The organism is Afipia sp. DC4300-2b1, from assembly GCF_049895725.1.
In the GTDB taxonomy this organism is placed as follows: Bacteria; Pseudomonadota; Alphaproteobacteria; order Rhizobiales; family Xanthobacteraceae; genus Afipia; species Afipia broomeae.
In genome coordinates this window covers 503,580-517,924 of record NZ_JAFCSX010000004.1, presented here as the reverse complement: position 1 = coordinate 517,924, position 14,345 = coordinate 503,580, and the positions used below count along the sequence as shown (strand labels likewise).

General features: G+C 60.1%; 15 protein-coding genes. 8 read left to right on the top strand and 7 right to left on the bottom strand.

The features are described from left to right. Positions 1–247 precede the first annotated feature (247 nt). Together ACP7AL_RS18875 and ACP7AL_RS18870 are read left to right on the top strand one after the other, a co-directional pair. Entirely contained in the window at positions 248–709 is a 462-nt protein-coding gene (locus ACP7AL_RS18875) for a DUF5330 domain-containing protein (protein ID WP_425993471.1), read from the top strand. Positions 710–826: 117 nt separating this feature from the next. Then, complete coding sequence (locus ACP7AL_RS18870) at positions 827–1,252, top strand: SufE family protein (RefSeq protein WP_425993603.1); 426 nt, start codon at positions 827–829, stop codon at positions 1,250–1,252. A 5-nt stretch (positions 1,253–1,257) separates the two neighbouring features. Here the strand turns inward: ACP7AL_RS18870 and ACP7AL_RS18865 are convergent, their stop codons facing one another. From ACP7AL_RS18865 to ACP7AL_RS18850, 4 genes are all read right to left on the bottom strand, one after another. Beyond that, on the bottom strand, positions 1,258–1,863 hold the full coding sequence (locus ACP7AL_RS18865; protein WP_425993470.1) for a DUF6456 domain-containing protein: 606 nt from the start codon (positions 1,861–1,863) through the stop codon (positions 1,258–1,260). Continuing rightward, entirely contained in the window at positions 1,860–2,234 is a 375-nt protein-coding gene (locus ACP7AL_RS18860) for a helix-turn-helix domain-containing protein (RefSeq protein WP_425993469.1), read from the bottom strand. The genes ACP7AL_RS18865 and ACP7AL_RS18860 overlap by 4 nt, the downstream gene beginning before the upstream one ends. 157 nt (positions 2,235–2,391) lie before the next feature. Beyond that, positions 2,392–2,805, bottom strand: a complete 414-nt coding sequence (locus tag ACP7AL_RS18855; RefSeq protein WP_425993468.1) for a MucR family transcriptional regulator — start codon at positions 2,803–2,805, stop codon at positions 2,392–2,394. Positions 2,806–2,996: 191 nt separating this feature from the next. Further along, a complete protein-coding gene (locus ACP7AL_RS18850) occupies positions 2,997–3,995 on the bottom strand; it encodes a hypothetical protein (protein ID WP_425993467.1) in 999 nt (332 codons plus the stop codon). 438 nt (positions 3,996–4,433) lie between these two features. Between ACP7AL_RS18850 and ACP7AL_RS18845 the strand changes: the two genes are divergently transcribed. Then, a complete protein-coding gene (locus ACP7AL_RS18845) occupies positions 4,434–6,083 on the top strand; it encodes an ArnT family glycosyltransferase (protein ID WP_425993466.1) in 1,650 nt (549 codons plus the stop codon). Positions 6,084–6,205: 122 nt separating this feature from the next. Continuing rightward, complete coding sequence (locus tag ACP7AL_RS18840) at positions 6,206–6,985, top strand: class II aldolase/adducin family protein (RefSeq protein ID WP_006019814.1); 780 nt, start codon at positions 6,206–6,208, stop codon at positions 6,983–6,985. Between the two features lie 118 nt (positions 6,986–7,103). Here the strand turns inward: ACP7AL_RS18840 and ACP7AL_RS18835 are convergent, their stop codons facing one another. Then, on the bottom strand, positions 7,104–8,504 hold the full coding sequence (locus ACP7AL_RS18835; protein ID WP_425993465.1) for a M20/M25/M40 family metallo-hydrolase: 1,401 nt from the start codon (positions 8,502–8,504) through the stop codon (positions 7,104–7,106). Positions 8,505–8,638: 134 nt separating this feature from the next. Here ACP7AL_RS18835 and ACP7AL_RS18830 point away from each other — a divergent pair, with 134 nt between their 5' ends. Together ACP7AL_RS18830 and ACP7AL_RS18825 are read left to right on the top strand one after the other, a co-directional pair. Further along, positions 8,639–10,051 carry an MBOAT family O-acyltransferase gene (locus ACP7AL_RS18830; RefSeq protein ID WP_425993464.1) on the top strand — a complete coding sequence of 471 codons (1,413 nt, stop codon included), beginning with the start codon at positions 8,639–8,641 and terminating at the stop codon, positions 10,049–10,051. Between the two features lie 4 nt (positions 10,052–10,055). Next, positions 10,056–11,249: an alginate O-acetyltransferase AlgX-related protein gene (locus ACP7AL_RS18825; protein WP_425993463.1), complete on the top strand. Its 1,194-nt coding sequence runs from the start codon at positions 10,056–10,058 to the stop codon at positions 11,247–11,249. Here the strand turns inward: ACP7AL_RS18825 and ACP7AL_RS18820 are convergent, their stop codons facing one another. Together ACP7AL_RS18820 and ACP7AL_RS18815 are read right to left on the bottom strand one after the other, a co-directional pair. Then, complete coding sequence (locus ACP7AL_RS18820; RefSeq protein ID WP_425993462.1) at positions 11,250–12,959, bottom strand: helicase HerA-like domain-containing protein; 1,710 nt, start codon at positions 12,957–12,959, stop codon at positions 11,250–11,252. Between the two features lie 171 nt (positions 12,960–13,130). Then, complete coding sequence (locus tag ACP7AL_RS18815; protein WP_425993461.1) at positions 13,131–13,340, bottom strand: hypothetical protein; 210 nt, start codon at positions 13,338–13,340, stop codon at positions 13,131–13,133. A 106-nt stretch (positions 13,341–13,446) separates the two neighbouring features. On the opposite strand from ACP7AL_RS18815, the gene ACP7AL_RS18810 reads away from it, so the two are divergent. After that, positions 13,447–13,812 carry a DUF2267 domain-containing protein gene (locus ACP7AL_RS18810; protein WP_425993460.1) on the top strand — a complete coding sequence of 122 codons (366 nt, stop codon included), beginning with the start codon at positions 13,447–13,449 and terminating at the stop codon, positions 13,810–13,812. A gap of 26 nt (positions 13,813–13,838) precedes the next feature. Continuing rightward, a complete protein-coding gene (locus ACP7AL_RS18805) occupies positions 13,839–14,261 on the top strand; it encodes a DUF4332 domain-containing protein (RefSeq protein WP_006019808.1) in 423 nt (140 codons plus the stop codon). Positions 14,262–14,345 lie beyond the last annotated feature (84 nt).

Below are 14,345 nucleotides of genomic sequence, written 5' to 3'. Positions count from 1 at the left end.
ATGCGGCGCGCTATGGTTTCGAAATCGTGCATGGGTCGCGGTCAGAGCCGCGTCATTCGAAGCGAAATATTGCTCTTATCAATCGAAAATTTACGCCAAATCAAACCATTCAAATTTTAGACAGCGCAAGAACCGGAGATTTATCCGCGTCTGATACGACACGGGATGATTGCGAGATCAATCGCAACGGGGCGGAGTGCTTCATTGTGTGAAGCCACTCCGGTGAAAGCGACTAACGGGGTGTGAGATGTTTTTCCTCCTTCGCATGGCGTTCTGGCTGGGGCTGGTGCTTGTGCTGCTCCCGACCGACAAGACGCCCGATTCGGACAAGGGTCCGCAGATCGGCGCGTCGGAAGCTATTTCGGCAGCCACTGCGGCCGTGTCCGACATGAGCCAGTTCTGCAATCGTCAGCCGGCGGCATGTACCGTGGGCGGACAGGCGGCGACGGTGATCGGCGAACGCGCGCAGTCCGGCGCCAAGAAGGTTTATCAGTTCATCACCGACAAGGCCGAGAAAAACGAGAAGAAGGCGCCTGATCCCGTCGACAAGGCCGGCAAAAAAGCACCGGATCACACCGGCTCCATTGGCACGCCGGATGACAGCGAGGTCGGCGGACCGGAGATCGCGGCGGTCGTGCATCAGACGCTGACGCAGGACGACCTTGCGATCGACTGGCAGCCGCCGGCCGGGGGAACTGAGGGTCCATAAGACCGCCGACAAAGGCAATTCCAGGCCGAAAAAGGCCCGGAACTTATGGCTATCGATGTCTCGCGATCTCATATAAGGCTCGGATGAGACCTTTTTGATATGAGCACGCGGACCGCCATGACCATCGACGAAATCAGGGACAATTTCGAACTGCTCGATGAGTGGGACGACCGCTACCGCTATGTCATCGAGCTTGGCCGCACGCTGGCCCCGATGTCCGATGCCGAGCATTCCTCGCAGAACAAGGTTCAGGGCTGCGCCAGCCAGGTCTGGCTGTCGCGTGACATCGACCGCAGCGGCGACGAGCCGGTGCTGAATTTCAAGGGCGACAGCGATGCGCATATCGTGCGCGGGCTGATCGCGATCCTGCTGACAATCCAGTCCGGCAAGACGGCGCGCGAAATCCTGGACACCGATCCGATCTCGATCTTCGACGAGTTCGGATTTCGCGAACACCTGACGCCGCAGCGCTCCAATGGCCTGCGCGCCATGGTGGAGCGGATCAAGAACGACGCCCGCGAAACGCTCGCTTCTGCCTCTTAGGACAACTACGGCGTGAAAGCCGCGTCATCCGCAAGCCAGGTCCTGATCGAACCGCCGGTGCCGTGCGCATCGCTGCGCAATCCGTAATGACGCGCCAGCCGGTCGAGCGCCAGCTGCAGCACAACCTTGGCCGAACGAGAAGGCCAGCCGCGCTCACGCTCGACATCCTCGAGTCCTCGCAAAAAGCAGCAGACATCGAGCAGAAGCCCGGAGAATTCCGGTCCGCAGGCTTCCAGCGCCAGACGCACGCGCTGGCGCGACGCAACGATCAGATCCGTCATGTCGTTGCCGCCGCCCGATCCTTTCGTCCGGCCGATACCGGTCCAGCTCGACGTCACGCGCGGCGTCATGTGTCCGCGGGTGAAATCCGCGCGGAGGCGTTCACCCGCGATGAACTGATCCGGTCCGATCATGGCGCGCCCATCACGTCCTTTGCGGCGCGCCAGCCACGCCAGGGGGCTTTCGCTGTCATTCACAAGGACCTGGGTCACGCCGGTCTCCGTCATGAGATCGCGCGTTGCGAGATGGAGATGTTGCGCACGGAACGCGTCAACCGCGTCACCGGGAACCGGCATGGCTGATTGCCGGGTCTTGCTGTCCTGCCGCTTCATCGGACATCTCCACCGGCCGCCGCGCGGCAGATCAGTTCGAGTGTCGCGACACGGCAGTCGAACCAGATGTCGTCGCGGCCATCTTCCACGACGCGGCACGCATGGGCGACGGTGGTCCGGTCGCGTCCGAAGGCATGTCCGATGATCTCGAAACTGAGCCCAAAGCCGATATTGGCGAGGTACATCGCGATCTGCCGCGCGAAGGCCATGCGCCGAGAACCGCGCAGACCGGTTTCAAGAGCAGCGGCGTCGAGACCGAAATCCAGTGCGACACAGGCCGCAACCAAACGACAGATCTCGTTCGGATGCGGTTCACCGGTGCTGGATTGCGGCGGAGAAAAAGGGAGAGCAGGCGGCTGGAAATCGAGCATCGAAACCTCACTAGGATTTTATACCTAAATCCTAATGCCGATGCCAACAACGGGGATAGCTATCCCCGAAAAAATATAACAGCCGTCCGGACTTGACTCCGGGAATCTCAAATGTGGAATTATTCCTAAGCTATGGCAAGCCTGTTGTTTTCAGGCGCTATTTCCGGCGCCGGCGCTGCTGGCCAAGGCCCATCTTCTTGGCAAGCTGGGACCGGGCCACCGCATAGTTCGGAGCCACCATCGGATAGTCGGCCGGAAGGCCCCACTTCTCGCGGTATTGCTCGGGACTCATGTTGTACTGCGAGCGCAGATGCCGCTTCAGGGACTTGAAGCGTTTTCCATCTTCCAGACATACGAGATACTCCGACGTCATCGACTTCTTGATGGAAACCGCCGGCTTGGCCGGCTCCGCCGCGGCTTCCGTGCCGGAGTTTGAAACCCGCACAAGTGCTGCGTGAATCTGACTGATAAGGGCCGGGATTTCAGCCGCGGTGGTCGCGTTGTTGCTGACATAGGCGGAGACGATCGAAGCGGTCAGGTCGACAAAGCCCTTGGGGGTGGTTTCGCTCATCGTGATGTCTTTCAAATCCGCAAATCAGATGACAGTCGAAAGCTCCGCGGCCAAGCAAAGGGCCGCCTGTCGACAGTTTCGACGTCATCTATACTTGCAAGTATGAGAGATTTGCTGCCGCACTGACAAGGACAACAAGAATACCGGCGTGTATTTATTTACGCTCGGGAACGGCCGTCTGTTTGCCGGGATCAGCCGCGCTGATCCAGATGCGCGCGCAGTTCGTCGATCGACGCAAACCGCACCATGCCTTCAGGCATCTGCGCCTCGATCGATCCGTCGGAATACAGCGAATACGCCATCGAATCGACGACTCCCGACTTCACGATGGTGACCGACGAGGCATCCGCTCGCCGCGGCGGCTGAAACCGCTCGCGCACGGGCTCCGGGGCGTCATGATCGGAGGCAGGCGGCGGCGCGCTCCGTTCATTTCGAGTCAAGGGTGAATCCTGCCGCCCCTTATCGGATTCAAGGCGCGAGCTGGGCCAGGCGCTGTCGAATGCGCCTCGCGCCTCCGGTTCCGGCTCGTGACGCTCGAAATCCTCCGCCGCCGGCCTGTCGGCGCTGTCGTCCTGCGGTGAAAGATCGCGCGGGGGCAACTCGCGCGCCTTATCGCGCCGGTGCGACGAGAACATGATGTTGCGGCGCTGGCGCGCAGGAGTTTCCGCCGGAGGCTCGAATGATTCCGTGGCAGGCGCAGGATTGCGCGCGCGGGTGACCGGATGCTCCGGCCATGGCGCCGGCTCATGCGCGCCGAGCGGCGCACGGCCGTGATCGTCGCGGCTGTCGTCGCCGAAATCGTCCCTGTCCTGCGCTCCATCGCGCGGCTGATCGCGGGTAAACAACGTGTCTTCGCGGGCGGGCCTTGGGGGCATCGGACGCGGCGTCAGCGGCGGTTCAGGCAGGGTTCGCGCCGGGCGAATGGGCGGAGCAGAAGCCTCGATCTCAGCGGCCTGCTCGCGCGGCAACACGGCTGGCACCGGCAGACCGGTTTCCAGACGGCGCGCTAGGTTCCGGAATTCCCGGCCAACGAAATACAGGCCGATCAGGACCAGCCCGGTGCAGGACACCACGGCCCCGGCCAGGATCATCGTATTGCCGAAACTGAATTCCTTGATCGGAATTCCGAACACGACCGTCAGAAGGCCGATGCAGAGGATGACCGTTCCGCCGATCAATAGCGCAATCATTACAAGCTCCAAACCCGCGCTAGTGATCCGATTCTGACATTCGGATCGAATCTCCCCTAGGCACTTTTACGCATGTCAGAACCAAAGGATCCCTTAGAATGATAGGTTTGCCGGTGTCCGTTTGGATCCGGCGGACTCACAGGGTGAGTTCCATAATAGTTTCAAGTCAGCGCATTACCAATTGGTAATTGAACGCCTTTTCGATGAAAGATGCCTCGCCAGTCACGCGTCGTTCAGGTTCAGAACCCCAATCTGCCCGCGTGCAAAACAGGCTTTCGGAGCATGGTTGTTTTACCCTGGTTGCAAATGTTGCAACGCAATTAGAGAAAATACGCCATATTTGGCAATTACCTGAACACCGATCTGGGATACAAGGTTCCCGGGAAAGCCTGCCCGGGAAACATGCAGGCACGGGAACGGCTGGATTCATTAGCTGAGATGTCATCGATAACAACTTCGGCCCTCGACACGCCGGCCGGGCGCTCGATCGAGCAGACATGTGACGATCTTGCGCTTGCCGTGCTGGCAGTTCTCGCGGTCGTCGCAGGCCTGACGTTCCGCGACTACGGTCTGGGCTGGGATGACTACACACACGCGGAATACGCCGATCTGCTGCTGAAGATGTTCGGCAGCGGCTTCACCGATACCAGCGCGCTGTCGTTCGCCAACCTCTACATGTACGGCGGCGGCTTCGACATGGCGGCCGCGCTCCTGCACAAAGTCATTCCGCTCGAACTGTTCGAGACGCGGCGCCTTCTCGGCGCCATCGTGGGCCTGATTGGCATCGGCGTGACATGGCGGCTGGCGCGGCGCGTCGGCGGACCGGTGGCCGGTCTCGCAGCGATCGTCCTGCTCGCCCTGTGTCCGACTTTCTACGGACACATGTTCATGAATCCGAAGGATGCACCCTTTGCCGTGGCAATGGTGATCCTGATGCTCGGGCTGGTGAGGCTGGCGCAGGAGTATCCGTCGCCCAAGCCTCATACAATCCTGATCATCGGTCTGGGTGCGGGTCTGTCGATCGGCTGCCGTATCCTCGGCGGACTGGCGCTGATCTACGCTGCGATCGGATTTCTGCCGATCTGGATTTCCGACATCCGCACCCATGGCCTGCGCGAAGCCGCGCACCGGCTCGGTCATGTCGTTTATGTTCTGCTGCCCGGCGTGCTGCTGGGCTATCTGATCATGGGCCTCGTGTGGCCGTGGTCGATCATCGACCCCGCCAATCCGTTCCGCGCGCTGACGTACTTCTCGCATTTCTTCGAGAAGCCATGGAAGGAACTGTTCAACGGCGCGATCGTCTCCGTACCGGACATGCCGTGGTCGTATCTGCCGACGCTGTTCGCTCTCCAGCTTCCCGAAGTGTTGCTCGGCCTGCTCTGCGCCGCCGTCGCCGGCACATTCGTTGCGCTGATGCGCTCCAACGTCGATACCCGGCGCAAGAGCATTATGCTGATGCTGACGCTGGCGGCGACGCTTCCGCTCATCATCGCGATGGTGAAGCGCCCGGCGCTTTACAACGGCATTCGACATTTCATCTTCGTCATCCCGCCGATGGCCGTTCTCGCCGGCGTTGCCTTTGCCACGATCATCGGCTGGCTGAAGGAACGCAGCCGTCCCGCGCAGGCCGTGTTCGCAGCGCTATTCTTGCTGGGGCTGATGCTGCCGCTCAACGAGATGATCCGGCTGCATCCCTATCAGTACACGCACTTCAACCACATCGCGGGAACGGTTCGTGCCGCCGACGACCGCTACATGCTCGACTACTGGGGGCTCGCGCTCAAGCAGGCGTCCGAGGGGCTGCGGCAGGAGATCGAGGAGCGTCAGGAGCCTGCGCCCCGGAACCGCAAGTGGCGTGTCGCGGTGTGCGGTCCGCAGCGTCCGGCACAGGTCGCACTTGGCCCCGATTTCACCATCGGCTGGGACAGCCAGGCCGCGGATTTCGCCATGACGCTCGGCGAGTTCTACTGCAAGGGACTGAACGCGCCGGTTGTGGTCGAAATCAAGCGTGACGACGTGGTGTTCGCGCGGGTGTACGACATCCGCGGCAAGAGCATCGCCAGCCTGCTCACTATTCCGGCACCCTGATCCCTGCCCGTTTCGGGTTCACGGCATGGCGCCCCTGCGGGCGTCGCATGTTGCGATAGCGGTATCCCGGGACTAGGCTCCTCCCCGAGCAAGATCAAAACAAATCGCGGGAGAAAATCGCCATGTCACCGGCTGAAGCACGTCTCAAGGAAGTCCAATCCAACATGGTTCCCGGTGAGTGGGAGCAGCGCGTCAATCTCGCCGCGGCCTATCGCCTTGTTGCGTATTATGGCTGGGATGATCTGGTGGATACGCACATCTCCGCCCGCGTCCCCGGTCCAGAACATCACTTCCTGATCAATCCCTATGGCCTGATGTTCGACGAGATCACCGCATCGAGCCTGGTGAAGGTCGACCTCGACGGCAACCAGCTTACCCAGAGTGAATACAGCATCAATCCCGCCGGCTTCACCATTCACTCGGCGATTCACGAAGTTCGCGAGGACGCGGGCTGCGTTCTGCACCTTCACACGCCCGACGGCACCGCGGTTGCAAGCTGCATGGAAGGGCTGTTGCCGCTGAACCAGACCGCCCAGCTCGTCACCGGCGACCTCGCCTATCACGACTACGAAGGGATTGCGCTCGACCACGACGAACGCCCACGCATCCAGAAGGATCTCGGCACCAAGAACCATCTCTTGCTGCGCAATCACGGAACCCTGACAGTCGGACGTTCAGTCGCTTCCGCATTCGAGCGCATGTTTCATCTTGAGCGCGCCTGCACGATGCAGGTCCGCACCCGCATGCTCGGGCCGACCGCTTACCCGGTCGAAAAGCTTGTGATCGAGAAAAACGAAAAGCTGGTCAGCGACCCGGATCGTTCGGAACTGCGCTCAACCAAGCTCGTCTGGCCGCCGCTGCTGCGCAAGCTCGACCGGCTCGATCCAAGCTACAAGACTTGACAGGATCGGCCTCGGATATAGATTCCATCCGTCAGCCTCTACACTGACAGAGACTAAAAACGCCGCCTAATTCCGGGCGGCGTTTTTGCGTTTGGCGGATGCTTCAGCATCGACCGCCTCAGCGCGGGGTGTCGGCAAACGCCGCAAGAATGCGCGCCCACGAGCGGATACCCTTGTGGAAGCTCTTCAGGTCGTACTTCTCGTTCGGCGAGTGGATATTGTCATCCTCGAGGCCGAACCCGATCAGCACCGTGTCGAGTCCAAGCGTCTTCTTGAAATCCGCAACAATCGGAATCGATGCACCGGACCCGATCAACAGCGCGTCCTTGCCCCATTCATCAGTCAGCGCATGCTTTGCCGCCGCCAGCGGCTTCATGCCCCAGTCGAGCGCGATTGCCGGCGCGCCGGCGTGATCGATAAACTCAGCCGAGCAGTCCGCAGGCAGACGCGAGGTGACGAAATCCCGGAAGGCTTTGCGGATTTTCTCCGGGTCCTGTCCCTCCACCAGACGGAACGAGACTTTCGCCGATGCGTGCGCGGGGATGACTGTCTTGGAGCCTTCGCCGGTGTAGCCGCCGAAGATGCCGTTGATGTCACAGGTCGGACGCGACGAAACCTGGTCGATCAGCAACCGGTCCTTCTCACCGGCGGGAACCGACAACCCGATCGGCTTGAGGAATGTTTCCGGCGACAGGTTGAGATTCTTCCACTGCGCGAGAATATCCGCCGGAAGATCTTTCACGCCGTCGTAAAAACCCGGAATGGTGATGTGGCCGTTGTCGTCGTGGATGCTGCCGAGAATGCGGGTCAGCACGCGGATCGGATTTTGCGCGCCGCCACCGAAAATACCGGAATGCAGATCGCGGTTCGCCGCCTTGATCTTGACCTCGTCGTAGACGAGGCCGCGCAGCGACGTGGTGATCGCCGGCGTGTTCTGGTCCCACATGCCGGTGTCGCAGACCAGCACGAAGTCTGCTGCGAGGTCCTTCTTGTGCCTGTCGAGGAACGGTCCGAAATTCTTCGAGCCGACTTCCTCCTCGCCTTCGATCAGAATCGTCACGTTGAGCGGCAGCGAGCCCGTGACATTCTTCCATGCGCGGCAGGCTTCAACGAAAGTCATCAACTGACCCTTGTCGTCTTCAGCGCCACGCGCGACGATGATCTTCCGGCCATCGGCATGATTGGTGACGATGGGCTCGAACGGCGGGCGGTGCCAAAGATCGAGCGGATCGACAGGCTGCACGTCGTAGTGGCCGTAAAACAGGACATGCGCGCCGCTCTGGCTGTTGCTCTTGCCGACGATCGCCGGATGCCCGGCGGTTGGATGCACGTCGGTCGCAAAACCAATGGAGGCGATGTCCGCGGCGAGATGAGCAGCCGCCTTTTTGCAATCGTCCGCGAATGCCGGATCGGCCGAAATCGACTTGATCCGAAGCAGCGTGAACAGCCGCTCCAGGCTGTTGTCGAAATCCTTGTCGATATGGTCGAGAACGGCTGCGAGTTGCGGTGTGGCTGACATATTCGATTGGTCCTCTCGGTCGGGATGCGCCGGCATTGCCGGCCAACTGGACTCGCCCGACAATTTCTGCTTCACCCTCTATCATCTTTTATCACGCTTCTCGCGGCTTTTGTGCCCTCGAGCATCGATCGCATATGCTTTTCTACGAACCGCTTTTTCTCACAATTTTTCCGGCGCTCTATGCGTTCTATCTGCTTCTGACCGGCGCATCGGCCAAGAAGTGGACGCTGCTGATTGCGAGCACGCTGTTCTACATCTGGGGCGAACCCGCCTTCGTGCTGGTGCTGTTCCTCTCGACTGCCATCGACTACGCGCTGTCATTTCATCTCGTCGAAGGAAATCCGGCCCGGACGCGGAAGCTGGCACTGGCCGCCGGGATTGCCGCCAATCTCGGCCTGCTCATTTTCTACAAGTATGCGGATTTTCTTGCCACGAACATCAACCTCATCCTGGCGCCCTTTTCCGCCGGCCGCATTCCGTTGCTGCACATTGCGCTGCCGATCGGCGTGTCGTTCGTGGTATTCGAGAAGATCACCTATCTCGTGGACACTTACCGCGGCGTCTCGAAACCGGCCGACCGGTTTTCAGACTACTGCCTGTTCGTGCTGTTTTTTCCCAAGCTACTCGCCGGGCCCATTCTCAAATACCATGAGATGCGCGACGCAATTGCGTATCCCCCCCCTGTGGTCTGGACTGATTTTCAGGAAGGGTTTCTGCGCTTCGCGCGCGGGCTGGGCAGAAAATTGTTCATTGCCGATCCGCTCGGCAGTTTCGCCACGCAGGTTTTTGCCGTAGATCCTTCAACACTGTCTCCAGGCATGGCCTGGCTCGGGCTGGCGTGTTTCACGATCCAGATCTACTTCGATTTCGCGGGCTATTCCGACATGGCGATCGGCCTCGCCCGCATGTTCGGCATTTCACTCAGGGAAAATTTCAATTCGCCTTACGCCTCCCGCTCGATCACCGAGTTCTGGCAGCGCTGGCACATCTCGCTGACCACGTGGATCCGCGATTACCTCTATATCCCCCTCGGAGGAAATCGGGAGGGTGAAGCCCGCACCTATCTCAATTTGTGGATCTGCTTCCTGCTCTCCGGTCTCTGGCATGGAGCGAGCTGGAACTTCGTGCTGTGGGGTGCATACAACGGATTGTTCCTGACTCTCGACCGGATGTTCCTGCGGAGGCTTCTCGACCGCTGCGGTGCGTTCATAGCAACGGCGGTGACCCTGTTTATTGTCATGATCGGCTGGGCGATCTTTCGTTCTGAATCGCCCGCCCATCTTGGGCCTTTCCTCACTGCGTTGTTCGGCTCAACTTCCGCCCACACCGCGATCTCTGTTCCGGCGGAGGTGCCGTTCACGCTTGCACTCGGAGTGATCATCTCGCTGTTCCCGGCAACGATGCTGTTCGAGCCGCTCAGAAATGCCTACAAGACACGCGGTTGGCTGCGGCTTGTGACGGCGGTGGCGCTCGTGATGCTGTACGTTTTTGCCATTGCCCGCTCGGTGACGGTGCCGTTCCAGCCATTTATCTATTTCAGGTTCTGATGCCATGAACCGGCCGTCATTCTCACACCCCGTTGTCCGCGCCACATTCAGCATTTTCCTCGTGCTGCTGCCGCTGTTGACCGCATGGAATCTGGCCGTTGCACCAAATCATCCGAAACTTGAAATCAAGATCGGGCCGAAGCTGGCCGGCGTCACACGGCAGTTGCCGCTGACCTGGTCGCTGTCATCCCTGATTGACGGCAGCCTGCAGAAAGCCATCACCGAGCGTGTAACCCAGGCGCTGCCGATCCGTCCGTTGCTGGTGCGCTTCAATAACGAGCTGAAATTCGAACTGTTCGGAGAACTAACACTGCCCGGCGTCGTCCGCGGGGCCCACGGACACCTGATCGAGCAATTCTATCTGGACGACTACTGCAATCGCACCGAAGGCATGGTCGAGACGCGGGCCCGTGCGACCATTCCCAAGCTCAAGGCGGTTCAGGACTATTACCGCTCGCGCGGATCGGTTTTCATTTATCTGATCACACCGTCAAAGGTGGCACACCTGCCGGACTATTTTGTGAATCTCCAGGCATGCCCGAGCACGCCTGCGGCGAGGACCGAGTTCGTTCCGAGATATGTGAACCTTCTCCGAGAGGCGGGTATCAATGTGGTCGATACTGCGACCATGATCCATTCCTTGAGAGGAAAGTACGAGGTTGAACTGTTCCCGCAGGGCGGGACCCACTGGAACGACATCGGCGGTGCTTTGGCCGCGACGGCCATTGCCGAAGAGATCAACCGGCAGGCCAACCAGACCCTCGCGCCGCCGTTCACTTTTACGTACACCATTTCCGGTGTCACCAGCGGCGTCGATCGCGAACTGGCAGACCTGATCAATGTGTTTTTTCCACCGACAGCCTATCTCACGCCGAAGGTTAAATTTCAGCACTCGGCCTCCTGCCCGGACCATCCGTCAAGCAAGCTGAATGTCGCGGTGGTCGGCAGCAGTTTCACTCACCTGCCAGCGGAAATCCTCGCACGCGACAACTGCTTGTCGGCGCTCAGCACATATTTTTATCTGAACCTCAGCCGGCACGGCGGCCAGCCCTATCGCCGGCTGCAAACCAATCTCGCTGAAAAAGATCTGAACTCTTTACGCGATGCAAAAATCCTGATCCTCGAAGAGAATGAGTCCTTTGCAGGGACCCATTCATACATCGATGCACTTCGCGAACTGCTTGCCAGGCAGCAGTAGTCATCGCCGCAGCAGGCTACCCAGCACGTTCCTCACGATGGAACGGCCAATCGACCCGCCGAGCGAACCGCCGACCGATTTGCCGATGCTGGCTGCAACATCGCCCGCGACCTTGTTGGTCACCGAACGCGTCACACTGCGCGCGATGACCTGCCCGGTCGACATCTTCCCGCGCGGCGTATTGGTGCCGAACACCGTCCCGACAATCGAGCCGATCTGCCCGAGAACGCCGCCGCCTTCCGGTCCGTCAGCACTGGGCGTGCCGACCGGCGCTGCGGTATTCGACAGGCGCTTTTGCAAAATCTCGAACGCGCTTTCCGCATCGACGGCGGTGTCGTACTTGCCCTTGACCGGGCTCGCATTCATGATCGCCTTGCGCTCGTCCGGCGTGACCGGTCCGATCCGCGCCGTCGGCGGGCGGATCATCACACGTTCGACCATCGCGGGCGTACCGTTACCTTCGAGAAAAGAGACCAACGCCTCGCCCTTGCCCAGTTCCGTAATGACCTGAGCCGTGTCGAGGGCTGGATTTGGCCGGAAGGTTTGCGCTGCCGCCTGCACCGCCTTTTGATCACGCGGCGTGAAGGCGCGTAGCGCATGCTGTACGCGGTTGCCAAGCTGGGCGAGAATCTTGTCCGGAACGTCAATCGGGTTTTGCGTGACGAAATAGACGCCGACGCCCTTCGAGCGGATCAGGCGCACAACCTGCTCGATCTTGTCCATCAGGGGTTTTGGGGCATCGTCGAACAGCAGATGCGCTTCGTCGAAGAAGAACACCAGTTTGGGCTTTGCCGGATCGCCGACTTCAGGCAGTTGTTCAAAGAGTTCCGAGAGCATCCAGAGCAGGAATGTCGAATACAATTTCGGGCTCGACATCAGCTTGTCGGCGACAAGAATATTGACCATGCCGCGGCCGCTGGAGTCGGTCCGCATAAAGTCCTTGAGCTGAAGCGCGGGTTCGCCGAAAAATTTGTCCGCGCCCTGATTTTCCAGCACCAGCAACTGGCGCTGGATGGTGCCGACCGTCGCTTTGCTGACATTGCCGAAAGACTGCGCGGCCTTGCGAATGTCCTGTAGCGGGTCAACGTCTTCGTCCTTCGCCGAGCCGGGCACGATGGCATCAAGCAAGGCGCGCAAATCCTTCATATCGACCAGCGCGAGGCCGTGCTCGTCGGCGACGCGGAACGCGACGTTGAGAACGCCTTCCTGCACGTCGTTGAGCTGCAGCATCTGCGACAGCAGCAACGGTCCCATTTCAGTAACGGTGGCGCGGACCGGGTGGCCCTGCTCGCCGAACACTTCCCAGAATATCGTCGAGAACTGATCCGGCTGAAACTGCAGACCCATATCCTTGGCACGGCTGAGAATGAAGTCCTTGGCCTCCCCCACTTCCGCGATGCCGGAAAGGTCGCCCTTGATGTCGGCTGCGAACACCGGCACACCCGCGCGTGCGAAGCCTTCCGCCATGACCTGCAATGTGACCGTCTTCCCGGTGCCGGTCGCACCGGTCACGAGACCATGCCGGTTCGCAAGCCCGAGCGTCAAAAATGCCGACTGATCGCCCTTCCCGATGAAGATTGTCTTGTCGGTGTCCGCGGATGCAACGCTTCCACCACTGGCTGGAGTTGCAGCCGGGGCGGCCTTTGGGGAGGAAACACTCGTGTTGGAAGCAGCCTTGTCAGAAACGGTCTTGGACGTCTTCTTGGCCATGTCTCGCCTCTCGCAGGCTTTCGATTCCGTGCGCCTGCCTCTACGGCCGCGCGTCATGCGTGATCTTGCAGGACGGAACCTGCCGGTCAACCCGCAGAATGCGCCTCTTCGCACAAGCCGATGCCGCGCTGCATTATATATGGCGTCCGGACGCTACGAATGAGTGAATACTTACCACGCGCCGTCAATTCTCTGCTTGCGTGTCTCGGCATCCTGACAATGCAGGTTGCTCCAAATCGGACAGCGCGTTGAAACCAATACGGCCTCACCGCGTAATTCGAAGCCGCGATAGTCCCGATTATTGCTTTCAGCACCGCAAATGTTCGTAAAACCAGTGACGGCCTTGCATGGCTGCAACACTTCACGATCGATTGCGTCCAAACTGCGGTTTCCAAAAGCGGCATAGCTTGTAATTCGCAACGCACGCGCTCAAGATAAAATCACAAACAAAATATCCGGCAATCAACCGGAGGGCACGGGGCATTTGATGGACGAACTGATTGACGCTCTGGCTGCAAAAGCCGGCATCGATAGAGCTGTGGCTGAAAAGGCCGTCGGTGCGATCTTGGGGTTCCTTCGCAAGGAGGGGCCGGTGGATCAAGTGCGGGCCCTGATCGAAAAGATTCCAGGCGCCGAGTCCGCGATCGCTGCTGCCGGTTCCACGGGCGGTCTTGCGGGGATGCTGGGCGGCGGTGTGATGGCGCTTGGCGCCAAGCTGATGGGCTTTGGTCTTGGCATGAACGAGATTCAAAGTCTGGGACGTGAACTATTCCGGTTTGGCCGCGACAAAATTGGCGCGGACGGAATGAGTACGATCATCGCCGAGACCCCGGGCCTTTCCAAGTTCGCGTAAAGAATTCATTTCCAAGTTCGAGTCTCATGTCCAATCCACTTGCAGCGTATCCCCTCTCTAAAATCGACGGCCTGGGTCCGCATGCCCTGGCCAAACTCAAGGCACAGGGCATTCGCACGACGGCTGCGCTGCTCGACAGCGCCAGCACGCCCAAGGGCCGCAAGGCGCTCGCCGCCAAGACCGGCCTCAGCGAGCAGCAGTTGTTGGCTTGGGCGAATATCGCCGACTGCATGCGCATCAAGGGGATGGGCAAGGCCAAGGCCGAACTGCTGCGAGCAGCCGGCGTGGTCACCGTGCGCGAGTTCGTGCAGCGCAATCCCCAGCGGCTGGCGCAGGCGATGAAGGAAGCCAACGACAAGCGTAAACTGGTTCAGGTTCTGCCGTCGGACAAATCTGTAGCGGAACTGATCCAGCGCGCCCGCAAGCTGCCGCTGAAGATTTCTTACTGAAACGACCGGCCCACGGCTCCGGTCAATCCGGCAGACCCCGACACCTTGGGCCATATCCCCTCCGCCATCGCTTGACTCGTCAGC

Bases quoted from the DNA above. Each gene is read 5' to 3' on its own strand.
- ACP7AL_RS18870 (WP_425993603.1), top strand. From the start codon at position 827: ATGACCATCGACGAAATCAGGGACAATTTCGAACTGCTCGATGAGTGG.
- ACP7AL_RS18830 (WP_425993464.1), top strand. From the start codon at position 8,639: ATGCTTTTCTACGAACCGCTTTTTCTCACAATTTTTCCGGCGCTCTAT.
- ACP7AL_RS18810 (WP_425993460.1), top strand. From the start codon at position 13,447: ATGGACGAACTGATTGACGCTCTGGCTGCAAAAGCCGGCATCGATAGA.
- ACP7AL_RS18820 (WP_425993462.1), bottom strand. From the start codon at position 12,959: ATGGCCAAGAAGACGTCCAAGACCGTTTCTGACAAGGCTGCTTCCAAC.
- ACP7AL_RS18845 (WP_425993466.1), top strand. From the start codon at position 4,434: ATGTCATCGATAACAACTTCGGCCCTCGACACGCCGGCCGGGCGCTCG.
- ACP7AL_RS18850 (WP_425993467.1), bottom strand. From the start codon at position 3,995: ATGATTGCGCTATTGATCGGCGGAACGGTCATCCTCTGCATCGGCCTT.
- ACP7AL_RS18860 (WP_425993469.1), bottom strand. From the start codon at position 2,234: ATGCTCGATTTCCAGCCGCCTGCTCTCCCTTTTTCTCCGCCGCAATCC.
- ACP7AL_RS18825 (WP_425993463.1), top strand. From the start codon at position 10,056: ATGAACCGGCCGTCATTCTCACACCCCGTTGTCCGCGCCACATTCAGC.
- ACP7AL_RS18855 (WP_425993468.1), bottom strand. From the start codon at position 2,805: ATGAGCGAAACCACCCCCAAGGGCTTTGTCGACCTGACCGCTTCGATC.
- ACP7AL_RS18840 (WP_006019814.1), top strand. From the start codon at position 6,206: ATGTCACCGGCTGAAGCACGTCTCAAGGAAGTCCAATCCAACATGGTT.
- ACP7AL_RS18805 (WP_006019808.1), top strand. From the start codon at position 13,839: ATGTCCAATCCACTTGCAGCGTATCCCCTCTCTAAAATCGACGGCCTG.
- ACP7AL_RS18865 (WP_425993470.1), bottom strand. From the start codon at position 1,863: ATGAAGCGGCAGGACAGCAAGACCCGGCAATCAGCCATGCCGGTTCCC.
- ACP7AL_RS18835 (WP_425993465.1), bottom strand. From the start codon at position 8,504: ATGTCAGCCACACCGCAACTCGCAGCCGTTCTCGACCATATCGACAAG.
- ACP7AL_RS18875 (WP_425993471.1), top strand. From the start codon at position 248: ATGTTTTTCCTCCTTCGCATGGCGTTCTGGCTGGGGCTGGTGCTTGTG.